This is a genomic window from Streptomyces sp. SBT349, assembly GCF_001083795.1.
Classification (GTDB): domain Bacteria; phylum Actinomycetota; class Actinomycetes; order Streptomycetales; family Streptomycetaceae; genus Streptomyces.
In genome coordinates this window covers 1-13426 of the sequence record NZ_LAVK01000212.1, presented here as the reverse complement: position 1 = coordinate 13426, position 13426 = coordinate 1, and the positions used below count along the sequence as shown (strand labels likewise).

Annotated in this window: 14 protein-coding genes and 1 pseudogene; 9 read left to right on the top strand and 6 right to left on the bottom strand. The window is 73.3% G+C overall.

The features are described from left to right. Positions 1-190: pseudogene (locus tag ADY01_RS23220) on the bottom strand (TIGR02452 family protein); the annotation flags it as partial. Then, on the bottom strand, positions 187-789 hold the full coding sequence (locus tag ADY01_RS23215; RefSeq protein WP_049577089.1) for a pyridoxamine 5'-phosphate oxidase family protein: 603 nt from the start codon (positions 787-789) through the stop codon (positions 187-189). The gene ADY01_RS23215 and the pseudogene ADY01_RS23220, both read right to left, overlap by 4 nt. Before the next feature lie 107 nt (positions 790-896). Between ADY01_RS23215 and ADY01_RS23210 the strand changes: the two genes are divergently transcribed. Both ADY01_RS23210 and argH read left to right on the top strand, forming a co-directional pair. Next, positions 897-2093, top strand: coding sequence for an argininosuccinate synthase (locus tag ADY01_RS23210; RefSeq protein ID WP_049577086.1), 1197 nt, complete (start codon positions 897-899; stop codon positions 2091-2093). Positions 2094-2104: 11 nt separating this feature from the next. Further along, positions 2105-3571, top strand: a complete 1467-nt coding sequence (gene argH, locus ADY01_RS23205) for an argininosuccinate lyase (RefSeq protein WP_234320367.1) — start codon at positions 2105-2107, stop codon at positions 3569-3571. A 49-nt stretch (positions 3572-3620) separates the two neighbouring features. On the opposite strand, the gene ADY01_RS23200 is transcribed toward argH, so the two are convergent. Next, the gene (locus ADY01_RS23200; RefSeq protein WP_049577081.1) at positions 3621-4625 is read right to left on the bottom strand and encodes a Gfo/Idh/MocA family protein; all 1005 of its coding nucleotides are present in this window, start codon (positions 4623-4625) and stop codon (positions 3621-3623) included. Positions 4626-4824: 199 nt separating this feature from the next. Here ADY01_RS23200 and ADY01_RS23195 point away from each other — a divergent pair, with 199 nt between their 5' ends. Then, entirely contained in the window at positions 4825-5625 is an 801-nt protein-coding gene (locus ADY01_RS23195) for an alpha/beta fold hydrolase (RefSeq protein WP_049577079.1), read from the top strand. Between the two features lie 37 nt (positions 5626-5662). Continuing rightward, positions 5663-6634: an aldo/keto reductase gene (locus ADY01_RS23190; RefSeq protein ID WP_049577077.1), complete on the top strand. Its 972-nt coding sequence runs from the start codon at positions 5663-5665 to the stop codon at positions 6632-6634. A 39-nt stretch (positions 6635-6673) separates the two neighbouring features. Here the strand turns inward: ADY01_RS23190 and ADY01_RS23185 are convergent, their stop codons facing one another. Next, positions 6674-7354 (bottom strand): lysophospholipid acyltransferase family protein, encoded by a 681-nt coding sequence (locus ADY01_RS23185; protein WP_049577094.1) that lies wholly within the window; start codon positions 7352-7354, stop codon positions 6674-6676. A gap of 255 nt (positions 7355-7609) precedes the next feature. Here ADY01_RS23185 and ADY01_RS23180 point away from each other — a divergent pair, with 255 nt between their 5' ends. Then, a complete protein-coding gene (locus ADY01_RS23180) occupies positions 7610-8782 on the top strand; it encodes a glycerophosphodiester phosphodiesterase (RefSeq protein WP_049577074.1) in 1173 nt (390 codons plus the stop codon). Between the two features lie 210 nt (positions 8783-8992). Then, positions 8993-9490 (top strand): GNAT family N-acetyltransferase, encoded by a 498-nt coding sequence (locus ADY01_RS23175; protein ID WP_049577070.1) that lies wholly within the window; start codon positions 8993-8995, stop codon positions 9488-9490. Between the two features lie 84 nt (positions 9491-9574). Here ADY01_RS23175 and ADY01_RS23170 read toward each other — a convergent pair whose 3' ends face one another. Together ADY01_RS23170 and ADY01_RS23165 are read right to left on the bottom strand one after the other, a co-directional pair. Then, positions 9575-10045, bottom strand: coding sequence for a hypothetical protein (locus ADY01_RS23170; RefSeq protein ID WP_049577068.1), 471 nt, complete (start codon positions 10043-10045; stop codon positions 9575-9577). Continuing rightward, the gene (locus tag ADY01_RS23165; protein WP_049577066.1) at positions 10035-10412 is read right to left on the bottom strand and encodes a hypothetical protein; all 378 of its coding nucleotides are present in this window, start codon (positions 10410-10412) and stop codon (positions 10035-10037) included. Before ADY01_RS23165 ends, ADY01_RS23170 begins: the two co-directional genes overlap by 11 nt. Before the next feature lie 382 nt (positions 10413-10794). Here ADY01_RS23165 and ADY01_RS23160 point away from each other — a divergent pair, with 382 nt between their 5' ends. From ADY01_RS23160 to ADY01_RS23150, 3 genes are read left to right on the top strand one after another with little or no spacing between them, the layout of a single operon-like run. Continuing rightward, positions 10795-11808 carry a methionine ABC transporter ATP-binding protein gene (locus ADY01_RS23160; RefSeq protein WP_049577064.1) on the top strand — a complete coding sequence of 338 codons (1014 nt, stop codon included), beginning with the start codon at positions 10795-10797 and terminating at the stop codon, positions 11806-11808. Continuing rightward, entirely contained in the window at positions 11805-12476 is a 672-nt protein-coding gene (locus tag ADY01_RS23155) for a methionine ABC transporter permease (protein WP_049577060.1), read from the top strand. Before ADY01_RS23160 ends, ADY01_RS23155 begins: the two co-directional genes overlap by 4 nt. Before the next feature lie 56 nt (positions 12477-12532). Next, positions 12533-13411, top strand: coding sequence for a MetQ/NlpA family ABC transporter substrate-binding protein (locus tag ADY01_RS23150; protein WP_049577058.1), 879 nt, complete (start codon positions 12533-12535; stop codon positions 13409-13411). The last annotated feature ends 15 nt before the right edge of the window (positions 13412-13426 follow it).

Sequence of the window (13426 nt, the reverse complement as noted above, 5' to 3'; positions counted from 1 at the left end):
CGGCGGCGTCAGATGTGTAAAAGAGACGGGTGGGAACGGGGAGCGGGTCGGGGCCGAAGACCGCCGTTCCCTCCCGGGCCCGCTCCGTCTCCTCGCCGATGTGCAGCCGCCGCCCGTCCGCCCCCGGATACCACCCGGCGGCCACGATGTTCTCGGTCTCCCGGGCGATCGCCCTCAGTCGCGCGCTCACCGTCGGGCGGCGGCGGGCGGCGTGGGCGGCAGCGGCAGGGGGAGCCCCGGCAGGCCGTCGATGCTCGTGGCGACGTGGTCCTTCTTGTGGAAGTACGCGTCCAGGGTCTCGTCCGTCTCGCGCTCGAACCGCGAGGCGTGCAGCGGGCGGTCGCCCTCGTAGGCCATGAAGGGCACCGCGTAGCCGCAGGTGTCCCGGATCAGCTCGGCGGTCACCACGATGATCGCGCGCAGCCCGTGGTGGGCGGGGTCGATGGCGGGGAAGCGCGTGAGCAGTTCGGGGAAGCGCGGGTCGTCCCGGAAGACGGGCTCGCCGCGCCCGTGGACGCGCACGATGTTCGGCGGGCCGGAAAAGGCGCACCACATGAGCGTGATCCGGCCGTTCTCGCGCAGGTGCGCGACGGTTTCCGCGTTGCTGCCCGCGAAGTCGAGATACGCGACGGTCCGCTCGTCCAGGACGGCGAAGGAGCCGGTGAGGCCCTTGGGGGAGAGGTTCACGGTGCCCTCGCCGGAGAGCGGCGCCGTGGCGGTGAAGAAGACGCGCTGTTCCTCGATGAACGTGCGGAGCCTGCCGTCGATGCGCTCATATGACTTGCCCATGCATCGCAGTATGCCCCTGAAGGTGGCATCTCTCCCGAGCAGATTGACGAACCATGCGCATGTCTGCATACTTATTCCAGTCAGCGCATGCATCCCTAGGAGACACCGTGACCGAGCGCGTCGTACTCGCCTACTCCGGCGGCCTTGACACCTCTGTCTGCATCGGCTGGATCGCCGAGGCGACCGGGGCGGAGGTCGTCGCCGTCGCCGTCGACGTCGGCCAGGGCGGCGAGAGCCTGGATGTCATCCGCAAGCGCGCGCTCGCCTGCGGCGCCGTCGAGGCCGAGGTCGTCGACGCCAAGGACGAGTTCGCCGACGAGTACTGCCTCCCGGCGATCAAGGCCAACGGCCTCTACATGGACCGGTACCCGCTGGTCTCGTCGCTCTCCAGGCCGGTCATCGTCAAGCACCTGGTCGCCGCCGCCCGGAAGCACGGCGCGGACACCGTCGCCCACGGCTGCACCGGCAAGGGCAACGACCAGGTCAGGTTCGAGGCGGGTATCGCCTCGCTCGCCCCCGACCTCTCCTGTATCGCCCCGGTCCGCGACTACGCGATGACCCGCGACAAGGCCATCGCCTTCGCCGAGGCCAAGGGCCTGCCGATCGCCACCTCCAAGAAGTCCCCGTACTCCATCGACGCCAACGTCTTCGGCCGCGCCATCGAGACGGGCTTCCTCGAGGACATCTGGAACGCCCCGATCGAGGACATCTACGAGTACACGCAGAGCCCGGCCGCCCCCCGGGACGCCGACGAGGTCGTCATCACCTTCGAGCGGGGCGTCCCCGTGGCGATCGACGGCCGCGCCGTCACCATGCTCCAAGCGGTGCGGGAGCTCAACGAGCGGGCGGGCGCCCACGGCGTCGGCCGCATCGACATGGTCGAGGACCGGCTGGTCGGCATCAAGTCCCGCGAGGTCTACGAGGCCCCCGGCGCCATCGCGCTGATCACCGCGCACCAGGAGCTGGAGAACGTCACGGTCGAGCGCGAGCTCGCCCGGTACAAGCGGCAGGTCGAGCAGCGCTGGTCCGAGCTGGTCTACGACGGGCTGTGGTTCTCGCCGCTCAAGCGGGCGCTCGACGGCTTCGTCGACGAGGCGAACGAGCACGTCAGCGGCGACATCCGGATGACCCTGCACGGTGGCCGCGCCGTGGTCACCGGACGGCGCTCCGGCCAGTCGCTGTACGACTTCAGCCTCGCGACGTACGACACGGGGGACACCTTCGACCAGTCGCTGGCCAAGGGCTTCATCGACATCTTCGGCCTGTCCAGCAAGATCGCCGCCCGGCGGGACCTCGCCCAGTGACCGATCACCCAGTGACCGACCACCCAGTGACCCAGCACCCCGCGGGCCCGGCGGGTGGAGCCGGTGACGTGCGGCTGTGGGGCGGCAGGTTCGCCCACGGCCCCGCCGAGGCGCTGGAGAGGCTCAGCGCCTCCGTCCACTTCGACTGGCGGCTCGCGCCCTACGACATCGCGGGCTCCCGCGCCCACGCCCGGGTCCTGCACCGGGCCCGGCTGCTCACCGAGGACGAGCTGGGCCGCATGCTGGAGGGCCTCGACCGGCTCGCGGCCGACGTGGCCGACGGCTCGTTCACCGGCACGGTCGCCGACGAGGACGTGCACACCGCGCTGGAGCGCGGCCTGCTGGAGCGGCTCGGCCCGGAGCTCGGCGGCAAGCTCCGCGCCGGCCGGTCGCGCAACGACCAGGTGGCCACCCTCTTCCGGATGTACCTGAGGGACCACGCGCGGATCATCGGAGGGCTGCTGGCCGACCTCCAGGAGGCGCTGATCGGCCTGGCCGAGGCCCACCCGGGCGTCGCCATGCCGGGCCGCACCCACTTCCAGCACGCCCAGCCGGTGCTCTTCGCCCACCATGTCCTCGCCCACGTCCAGGCCCTGGGCCGGGACGCCGAGCGGCTGCGGCAGTGGGACGCGCGCACGGCGGTCTCCCCGTACGGGGCGGGTGCGCTGGCCGGTTCCTCGCTCGGCCTCGACCCGGAGGCCGTCGCCGCCGACCTCGGCTTCGAGGGCGGCTCCGCGGCCAACTCCATCGACGGCACGGCCTCGCGCGACTTCGCGGCCGAGTTCGCCTTCATCACGGCGATGGTCGGCGTGGACATCTCGCGGATCGCCGAGGAGGTCATCATCTGGAACACGAAGGAGTTCTCCTTCGTGACCCTGCACGACGCGTTCTCCACCGGCAGCTCGATCATGCCCCAGAAGAAGAACCCGGACATCGCCGAGCTCGCCCGCGGCAAGTCCGGTCGGCTCATCGGGAATCTGACCGGGCTGATGGCCACCCTCAAGGCCCTGCCGCTGGCCTACAACCGCGACCTCCAGGAGGACAAGGAGCCGGTCTTCGACTCCTGCGACCAGCTGGAGATCCTGCTCCCGGCGTTCACCGGCATGCTCGCCACCCTCACCGTCAACGCGGAGCGGATGGCCGAGCTGGCGCCCGCCGGCTTCTCACTGGCCACGGACATCGCCGAGTGGCTGGTCAAGCGGGGCGTGCCGTTCCGGGTGGCGCACGAGGTCGCGGGCGAGTGCGTCAAGGTCTGCGAGGCGGAGGGGATCGAGCTCGACCGGCTCACGGACGAGCAGTTCGCCACGATCTCCGCGCACCTCACCCCCGAGGTCCGCACCGTGCTGACCGTCGAGGGAGCCCTCGCGGCCCGCGACGCGCGCGGCGGGACCGCGCCCTCCGCGGTCGCCGTCCAGCTCGGTGAGGTCAAGGCCGAGTTGGCCGCCCAGCGGGAGTGGGCCGGGGCCGCCACCCCCTGACCCGACGGACGACGGACCCGGCGGACGAAGGACGACCGGCCGGGCCGCGTTACTCCCCGGGGTAGCGCAGCCCGATCCGGTCGCGCACGGCGTCCAGCGTCCGCATCACGGCGAGGCTGCCGTCCAGCGGCACCAGCGGCGACTCGGTCTCCCCGGCCCGCAGGCAGCGCATCACCTCGTTCGCCTGGTGCGCGAACGAGCCGGCCGGCCCCGGCCCGGCGAACTCCTCCGGCTCCGCGCCCTCCCGGTGCAGCGTGAACCGCTCGGGGCTGAAGAACCCCCGGGGGAACTCGATCCGCCCCCGGGACCCGGTGACCGCCGCGGTCCGCGCGGTGTCCGCGACCAGCGAGCAGGTCAGCGCCGCCACCGCCCCCGAGGCGTAGCCGAGCAGCATCCCCGTGCTGACGTCGACGCCGCCGCGCAGCCTGCCCCAGGCCGCGATCTCCGCCGGCTCGCCGAGGACCAGGTGCGCGAACGAGACGGGGTACACGCCCAGGTCCAGCAGCGCGCCGCCGGCCAGGGCCGGGTCCAGGAGCCGGTGACCGGGGTCGAGCGGTCCGCCGATGCCGAAGTCGGCGTGAACGGCCGTGACCTCACCGATCGCCCCGTTCCGCACCAGCTCCGCCATCCGCCGGATCGCCGGGTTGCAGTACATCCACATGGCCTCCATGAGGAAGACGCCCCGCTCGCGGGCCAGGTCCACCAGCTCCTCGGCCTGTGCCGCGGACCGCGTGAACGGCTTCTCGCACAGCACGGCCTTGCCCGCCTCCAGACACCGCCGCACCGCCGCGTGGTGCGCGTTGTGCGGCGTCGCCACGTAGACCACGTCCACGTCGGGATCGGCGGCCAGCGCGGCCCAACTGCCGTGCGCCCGCGGGATCCCGAAGCGCCGGGCGAACGCCTCGGCCGACTGGGGCGAGCGGGAACCCACCGCCGTCACCTCGGCGTCGGGCAGGGGCGCCAGATCCCCGGCGAGCTTCCCCGCGATGGACCCCGTCGCCAGAATCCCCCACCGCACCGGACGGCCCTCGGGCCGTCCCCCGCCCTCGCTCATGTGCTCTCCTCGACGGCCCGACGCGACCCTCTGCCCGTGGGGCTTCCACCGTTCCGGTCATCGTAGGACGCGGTCCCGGGGGGCCGGTCCCGGGGTGGATCGGGCCGCCCTCCCCGCTCCCCGCCCGGTACGGGCCGGTACCGTGGGGATCTTGACGTCCCGGCCGCCCGGCCGGGACGTGTCCGGTGAAGGGGATCTCATGAGCGCGTTCCGTACGGGCCACGCGACCGTCCGCGGACTCCGCCTGGCCTACACCGACTTCGGCGGCACCGGCCGCCCGCTCCTCGCGCTGCACGGGCACTTCGGCCGCGCCCGCATGTTCGCGCCGCTGGCCGCCGCGCTGGGCCCGGCCCACCGGGTGATCGCCCTGGAGCAGCGCGGCCACGGCCACAGCGCCCGGAACGGCGACTTCCGCCCCGACCAGTACCTGGCCGACGCCGCCGCGTTCCTCCGCCACCTGGACGCCGGCCCGGCCGCCGTGCTCGGCCACTCGGCCGGCGGCGTGACCGCGTTCCGGCTGGCCGCCCGCCACCCCCAACTCGTCCGCGCGCTCGTGGTCGAGGAGGGCGGCGCCGACAACCGGCAGCCCCAGGCGCCGCATCCGGTGCTCGACGTGAGCGACTGGCCCCGCCGTGCCCCCACCCTGGCCGCGCTGCGCGGCGGCGTCGAGGCCCGCGGCATCCCGGACGCCGGCTACTTCCTGGAGAGCGCCACCGAGTACGACGACGGCTGGGGCTTCCTGTTCGACCACGACGACATGGTCGCCTCCCAGCGCGCCCTGATCGGCGACTGGTGGCCCGACTGGCTCGCCTCCACCTGTCCCGCGCTGCTGGTCCACGGCCTGGACAGCTTCGTGCTGCCCACGGCCATGGCCCGCGAGATGGCCGAGCGGCGCCCGGGAACCACCCTGGAGGAGTTCCCCGGCTGCGGCCACTGGGTCCACGACGACGAGCCCGAGGGATTCGCACGGGCCGTCGGCGCGTTCCTGGCTACCGTGTGACCAGCCGCATCCCCGGACGTCGGACGAAGGTGCCCGCATGCCGTTCTCCCGCTTCGACCCGCAGGCCACGCCGACGGCCCGCATCGGCCTCGGCCTGGCCGCCGTCGGCCGCCCCGGCTACATCACGCTGGGCCGCGACCGCGACCTCCCCGGCGACCGCACGCCCGAGGCGCTGCGGGAGCGCACCCACCGCCTGCTCGACGCCGCCCACGCCGGCGGCGTGCGGTACATCGACGCGGCGCGCTCCTACGGGAGGGCCGAGGAGTTCCTCGCCGGCTGGCTGACCGCCGCGCCCGGCGCCGCCGATCATGTCGTCGGCAGCAAGTGGGGGTACACCTACACCGCCGGCTGGCGTGCCGACGCCGACGTCCACGAGGTCAAGGACCACAGCGCGCCCACGTTCGACCGCCAGTACGCGGAGACCCGTGCGCTCCTCGGCGACCGCCTCGACCTCTACCAGATCCACTCGGTCACGCCCGACAGCCCCGCGCTCACCGACCGCGCGGTCGTGGACCGGCTCGCCGCCCTGGCCGCCGAGGGCGTCAGCGTCGGCCTGTCCACCAGCGGCGTGGGCCAGGCGGACGCCATCCGCGCCGCGCTGGGGGTCACGGTGGACGGCCACCCGCTCTTCCGCACGGTGCAGTCCACGTTCAACGTGCTGGAGCCCTCCGTCGCCGCCGCGCTCGGCGAGGCACACGACGCCGGGCTGACCGTGATCGTCAAGGAGGCCATGGCCAACGGCCGCCTCGCCCCGCCCGTCGCGCCTCCCGGTCTGCGCCGGATCGCCGAGGAACTGGGCGTGGGCGCCGACGCCGTGGCCCTGGCCGCCGTGCTGCACCAGCCGTGGGCGGGCCTCGTGCTCTCCGGCGCGGCCACGCCCGACCAGCTCGCCGGGAACCTGGCGGCGGCCCGCGTCCGGCTCGGCGAGGACCACCTCGCCGAGCTCACCCGGCTGGCGGAGACCCCGGAGACCTACTGGGACCGACGCTCGCGGCTGCCCTGGCGGTGACGCCGCCGGCCCGGGGCAGCCCGCCCGGCGAGGGGCGCGTCAGGCGGCCTTCACCTTGGTGGCGTACATGTCGACATACTCCTGACCGGACAGCCGCATCACCTCGGTCATCACCTCGTCGGTGACGGCCCGCAGCACGTAGCGGTCGCGGTCCATGCCCTCGTACCGCGTGAAGTCCAGCGGCTCGCCGAAACGGACCGTGATCCGCCGTCCCCGGCCCAGCCGGGGCAGCCCGCTGCCGCCCGGCTGCACCTGGTCCGTGCCGATCACGGCGAACGGCACGACCGGCGCGCCGGTCATCAGCGTCAGGCGGGCGATGCCGGTGCGCCCCCTGTACAGACGTCCGTCGGGTGACCTGGTGCCCTCCGGGTAGATCCCGAAGACCTTGCCCTCCTCCAGCACCCGGCGCCCGGTCATCAGCGCGGCGACGCCGCCGTGCCCGCCGTCCCGGTCCACCGGGATCATGCCGACGGAGGTGAAGAACCACGCCATCAGCCGCCCCTTGAGGGATCGGCCCTTGACGTACTCGTCCTTCCCGATGAAGAACACCTGCCGCTCCAGGACCAGCGGCGGGATGATCGAGTCGATGAACGTCAGGTGGTTCCCGGCGAGGATCACCGGTCCGGTCCCGGGGATGCGCCGGGCCCCTTCGACCCGCGGACGCAAGAAGAGCTTCAGCAGCGGGCCGAGGAGCACCTTCAGCAGCAGGAAACGGGACAACTTCCCCTCCGGGTCGGTCATGGGCATGCGGACGTCCGCATGCCTAGGGACGATACTCGCGCCTGGCCACACATCGCGCACGGGGCTCACGCCGCCGATACTCGGCTTTGATGTGCCTTCGTCGACTGTTTGCCCTCTCGTACCTGTGCGGACAGGCCCGCGTCCCTACGATCATGCGCGATTCACGGGGCCACCCTCCTGTCCGCACAGGGCAGGAGAGGGTGCCCCGACGGGAACGAGCCCAACGGAGACACCATGGCAGCTCACCAGGGGCCAGGCGCCCACTCACCCCTCGGCCGCAGAGCCGTGCTCGGCGCGGCCGTGGCCGGCGCCGGCACCGCCGCCCTGCTCGGCGCCGCGGCCCCGGCCGGCGCGGTCGGCACGGCCGGCAGGCCCGCCGGGCCCGGCCCGGCCGGCGAGCTCCGCACGCCCACCGTCGTCGCCCACCGCGGCGCCTCGGGATACCGCCCCGAGCACACCATGGGCTCCTACCAGCTCGGCCTCGACCTCGGGGCCGACATCATCGAGCAGGACCTCGTCCCCACCAAGGACGGGCACCTGGTGTGCCGTCACGAGAACGACATCAGCGGCACCACCGACGTCGCCGACCACCCCGAGTTCGCCGACCGCCGCGCCACCAAGACGGTGGACGGCGTGGAGCTCGACGGCTGGTTCACCGAGGACTTCACGCTGGAGGAGCTGCGAACGCTCCGCGCCACCGAGCGGATTCCCGCAGAGCGCCCCGACAACACGCTCTACGACGGCCGCTGGCGCATACCCACCTACGAGGAGGTGCTGCGCTGGGCCGCGGACCAGGGCCGCAAGCGCGGTCGCCCGGTCCGGCTCTACACCGAGACCAAGCACCCCACCTACTTCCGCTCCCTCGGCCTCGAACTGGAGCGCCCGCTGGCCCGCCTGCTGCGCGAGCACCGCCAGCACCGGGCCGACGCCCGCGTCTTCCTCCAGTCCTTCGAGCCCACCAGCATGGAGCGGATGGCCGAACTGGTGGAGACCCCGCGCGTGGTGCTCCTCTCCTCGGCCGACTCGCGGCCCTGGGACCTCGAGGAGTCCGGCGACCCGCGCACCGTCGCCGACCTGGTCACCCGCCGGGGCCTGCGCGAGATCGCCGAGTACGCCCAGGGCGTCGGGCCGACGCTCGACCTGGTGATCCCGAGGACGCCGGACGGTTCGCTGGAGCGGCCCACCCGCCTGGTGCGCGACGCGCACGACGCCGGGCTCCTCGTTCACCCGTACACGATCCGCAACGAGAACCGCTACCTGCCCGCCGAGTTCCGCCGCGGCGACGACCCGAACGCCTACGGCGACGTCTTCGGCGCGCTGCGCGCCTACTTCGACACCGGCATCGACGGCGTCTTCGCCGACCAGCCCGACACCGCGCTGCTGGCCGCCGCCGACTTCCGCGACTGAGCCGGGGCAGGCGCGGGGCCCGGAGAACGCGGCCGTAGTCAGCAATCTCACAAGGTAGTTGACTCCAGCACGTTCCCCTGGTCCACGACGGCCCAGCACAATGCTGACGGCGCGGGTCCGACCGGCCCGCGCCGTCAGGGCGACCGCCGACCAAGGGCGCGGCCTCACCACCCCGCGAGGCCGGTTCGAGACCTCAGGAGGCATGTGCACATGGGCATGAGCGTGACGATCGACAGGGCGACCACCCAGGACGCCGAACAGATCCTGAAGCTCCAGTACCTCTGCTACCAGGCGGAGGCCGAACTCTACGGCGACTACACCATCGCGCCGCTGACCGAGACGCTCGCCGCCCTCCGCACCGACGTGGCCGAGACCTGCGTGCTCGTGGCCAGGCTCGGCACCGAGGTGGTGGGTTCGGTGCGCGGGCGGGTCGACACCGGCGGAACCGCCTGCATCGGCCGGCTCATCGTGCACCCGCGGATGCAGCGCCACGGACTCGGCGGACGGCTGCTCGCCGCCGTCGAGGACCGGCTGACCGCCGAGCGCGACGCCGCCCGCTACCGGCTCTTCACCGGCCACCGCAGCGAGGGCAACCTGCGGCTCTACCGCAGGCTCGGCTACGCCGCGGTGGCCACCGAGGAGGTGTCCCGGCACCTGAGCCTGGTCACCATGGAGAAGGACGCCCGCCCGGTGGCCGCGGGCGCCTGACGCGTTCACCGCCCGCCCGCACCCGGCCGGTGGCCCCGCCCCGCGGAGCCGCCGGGCGCGGGCCGCGCCGGGACGTCCGCGGGGTCACGTCCGCGACCCGGACGCGTTCCCCGGTGTCCCGCCGCCGTCCGGCGCCCCGTCCGGGGCCGACCGCGCCCGGCGCAGCCACAGCAGCCCGGTCACCGGCAGGACCAGCGGGAAGAACAGGTACCCCATCCCGTAGTCCGACCACACGGTCGCGTCCGGGAACGCCGACGGCTCCACGAGCGTCCACGTCCCCACCGTCAGCACGCCCACCAGCTCCGCGCCGCACGCGGCCAGGGCGAACCGCCTGGCCGTCTCGCCGCCGCGCACCAGGGAGACGGTGATGAACGCGTACACCAGCGCGGCGAGCGCCGAGAGCACGTAGGCGAGCGGCGCCTCGTCGAAGCGCGTGGAGAGCTGGTAGACGGAGCGCGAGGCCGCGCCCACCGTGAACACGCCGTAGAGCGTCACCAGCAGCCGCCCGGGACCCGTGCGCAGATCCGGCCCCTGCGCCCTCGCGTCAGCCGGCACCGACGCCCCCCGACCAGACGTCGGCCAGCCGCAGTTGGAGCACCGCCAGCACCAGCGCGCCCGCGGCCACCGTCGCGGAGCCCCACCTGCTGCGTTCGCCCAGCGACACGATGGCCACCACCGGCAGGCAGAGCGGGACCGAGATCAGGTAGGAGACGAAGACGACGGTCGAGTCGCCCGCCGGCCGGTCGCCGTTCGCCAGGCGCACCACCCCGACGGTCAGCTGCGCCAGCGTGAGCAGCAGGACGACGGCCATGCCCAGGTAGTGCCAGTCCTTGACGGGCTGGTCCCGCAGCGCCGCCCACCCGCACCCGGCGGCCAGCAGCAACGCGGTCACGGCGACCGTCACTGTCAGTGGCGTGAACATGCGACGACTCTAACGGGCCGACACCGCCCGCCCCGAGGCCGGGGCCGCCCCCTCCGGGGAGGGGGCGCGGGGGCGTGGCGTTGGCCACAGCATCACGGCCGAGCGCATCATCGCAGGCGAACGCGTGGTCTACTGGTGCGCATGACCACGACGAGCAGCCGCACCCGGCCGACCGAGGCAGTCCTGCCCGGCGCTCGCTGTCGTTGTCGAATGTGCGACCGCTGAGGGCCCCCGCACGAAGGCACCGCGCCCCGAAGCGATAACGCCACACCCCTGACACGAGCCCCCTGACACCACCTCCCGCGCCGGGACGCGCCCCCGCGTCCGCACGCCTGCGCGTGCGCCGCAGTGCGCCCCAGCGCCCTCATGCCATGGAAAGCCAGTGATCACCACACGTGACCTCACGAAGGTCTACCGCTCGCGCGGCCGGGACGTCACCGCCCTCGACGGCGTGAGCCTGCACGTCCGCCCGGGGGAGGTCTACGGCGTCATAGGCCGCAGCGGAGCGGGGAAGTCCACCCTCGTCCGCTGCCTCAACCTGCTGGAACGCCCCACCTCCGGCACCGTCACCGTCGACGGGCGCGACCTCACCGCCCTCGCCGGGCGAGGCCACCGCGCGGGCCGCCCCCTGCGCCAGGCCCGCGGCGGCATCGGCATGATCTTCCAGCACTTCAACCTCCTCTCCTCGCGCACCGCCCAGGGCAACGTCGAACTGCCCCTGGAGATCCAGGGCCTCTCCCGCCGCGAGCGCGCCCGCAAGGCCCTGGAGCTCCTCGACCTCGTCGGCCTCGCCGACCGGGCCCGCGCCCACCCGGCCCAGCTCTCCGGGGGCCAGAAGCAGCGCGTCGGCATCGCCCGCGCGCTGGCGGGCGACCCCAAGGTGCTGCTCTCCGACGAGGCGACCTCGGCGCTCGACCCCGAGACGACCCGCTCCGTGCTGCGGCTGCTGCGTGACCTCAACCGCCAGCTGGGCCTCACCGTGCTCCTCATCACGCACGAGATGGATGTGGTGAAGGCCGTCTGCGACTCCGCCGCGCTCATGGAGAACGGCCGGGTCACCGAGTCGGGCGGCGTCACCGAGTTGCTGGCCACCCCCGGTTCCCGGCTGGCGCACGAGCTGTTCCCCCTCGGCTCCGCCGAGCCCGGCCCCGACCGCACCGTCGTGGACCTCACCTTCCACGGCGAGGCCGCCGCCCGCCCGGTGATCTCCCGCCTGGCCAGGGAGCACGGCGTCGACGCCTCCATCGTGAACGCCGCCGTGGAGAGGGTCGGGGGCCGCCAGGTCGGCCGGATGCGCGTCGAACTGCCGGGACCCGCCGAGAAGAACGCGGCCCCCCTCGCCTTCCTCCGCGACCAGGGGCTCACCGTCGAGCTGCCGGGGGAGGGCACGCGATGACCTTCGACGAGATGAGGCCCCTGCTGGAGCAGGGCACCGTCGACACCCTCTACATGGTCGGCTGGGCCACCCTCTACGCCGCCCTGGGCGGCCTGCCCCTCGGGGTCCTGCTGGTGCTCACCGACCGCGGCGGACCGCTGGCCAACGTCGTGGTCAACAAGGTCATCGGCGTCGTCGTGAACATCGGCAGGTCGCTGCCGTTCATCATCCTCATGGTCGCGCTGATCCCGTTCACCCGCGCCGTCATCGGCACCGCCGTGGGCCCGACCGCCGCCGTGGTGCCGCTGGCCATCGGCGCCATCCCCTTCTTCGCCCGGCTCGTCGAGACCGCCGTCCGCGAGGTCGACCACGGGCTGGTCGAGGCCGTCCAGGCGATGGGCGGCGGCACGTGGACCGTCGTCCTCAAGGTGCTGCTGCCCCAGGCGCTGCCCTCCCTGGTCGCGGGCCTGACCACCACCGTCATCGCCCTCGTCGGCTACTCCGCGATGGCGGGCGCCGCCGGCGGCGGGGGCCTGGGCACCCTCGCCCTCACCTACGGATACCAGCGCTTCGAGGACGGGTTCATGCTCGCCACCGTCGCCGTCCTCATCGTCATCGTCACGGCGGTCCAGCTGATCGGCGACGGCGTCGTCCGCCTCATCCACCGGCGCGAACGCGCCTCCACCTGACCGCGGCACCCCCCGCACCACCCGCACCACCGGAGAACAGAAAGAAGGCACTTTTCGTGCGTACCCACCGCAAGTCCGGCGCCGCCCTCGCGGTCACCGCCGCCCTCGCCCTCGCCGTCTCCGCCTGCGGCACCGACTCCGACCCCTCCTCCGGAGGCTCGGGCGGCACCGGCAGCGGCGGCGACCAGGGCGACGCGTCCGCCCCCCTGACCGTGGCGGCCGTCCCCGTCCCGCACGCCGAGATCCTGAACTTCATCAAGGACAACCTGGCCGAGGAGGCCGGACTCGACCTGGAGATCCGCGAGTTCACCGACTACGTCCTCCCCAACACCGCCCTCGACAGCGGGGAGGTGGACGCCAACTTCTTCCAGCACAAGCCCTACCTGGACGACTTCAACGAGAACCAGGGCACCGACATCGTTCCCGTCGTCAACGTCCACCTGGAGCCCCTCGGCCTCTACTCCAACGGCCTGACCAGCGCCGACGAGCTGAGCGAGGGGGACTCCATCGCCGTCCCCAACGACGCCACCAACGAGGGCCGCGCCCTCGCCCTCCTCGCCGACAACGGCGTCATCGAACTGCGCGACGGCGTCGGCGCCGAGGCCACCCTCGGTGACATCACCGACGACCGCGGCCTCTCCTTCGAGGAGCTGGAGGCCGCCACCCTGCCGCGCGCCCTGGACGACTTCGACGCCGCCGTCATCAACGGCAACTACGCCCTGGAAGCCGGGATCACCCCCACCGAGGACGCCCTGGTGATCGAGGAGGCCGAGAACAACCCGTACGCCAACTTCCTCGCCGTCAAGGCCGGGAACGAGGACGACCCCCGGGTGCGGACCCTCGCCGGGCTGCTGAACTCCGACGAGGTCGAGCGGTTCATCCAGGACACCTACGAGGGCTCCGTGGTCCCCGCCTTCGGCGAGCCCGCCGCCTGAGCCCCCACCCGAGCC

Bases quoted from the DNA above. Each gene is read 5' to 3' on its own strand.
- ADY01_RS23200 (WP_049577081.1), bottom strand. From the start codon at position 4,625: ATGAGCGAGGGCGGGGGACGGCCCGAGGGCCGTCCGGTGCGGTGGGGG.
- ADY01_RS23165 (WP_049577066.1), bottom strand. From the start codon at position 10,412: ATGTTCACGCCACTGACAGTGACGGTCGCCGTGACCGCGTTGCTGCTG.
- ADY01_RS23180 (WP_049577074.1), top strand. From the start codon at position 7,610: ATGGCAGCTCACCAGGGGCCAGGCGCCCACTCACCCCTCGGCCGCAGA.
- ADY01_RS23215 (WP_049577089.1), bottom strand. From the start codon at position 789: ATGGGCAAGTCATATGAGCGCATCGACGGCAGGCTCCGCACGTTCATC.
- ADY01_RS23175 (WP_049577070.1), top strand. From the start codon at position 8,993: ATGGGCATGAGCGTGACGATCGACAGGGCGACCACCCAGGACGCCGAA.
- ADY01_RS23155 (WP_049577060.1), top strand. From the start codon at position 11,805: ATGACCTTCGACGAGATGAGGCCCCTGCTGGAGCAGGGCACCGTCGAC.
- ADY01_RS23190 (WP_049577077.1), top strand. From the start codon at position 5,663: ATGCCGTTCTCCCGCTTCGACCCGCAGGCCACGCCGACGGCCCGCATC.
- ADY01_RS23195 (WP_049577079.1), top strand. From the start codon at position 4,825: ATGAGCGCGTTCCGTACGGGCCACGCGACCGTCCGCGGACTCCGCCTG.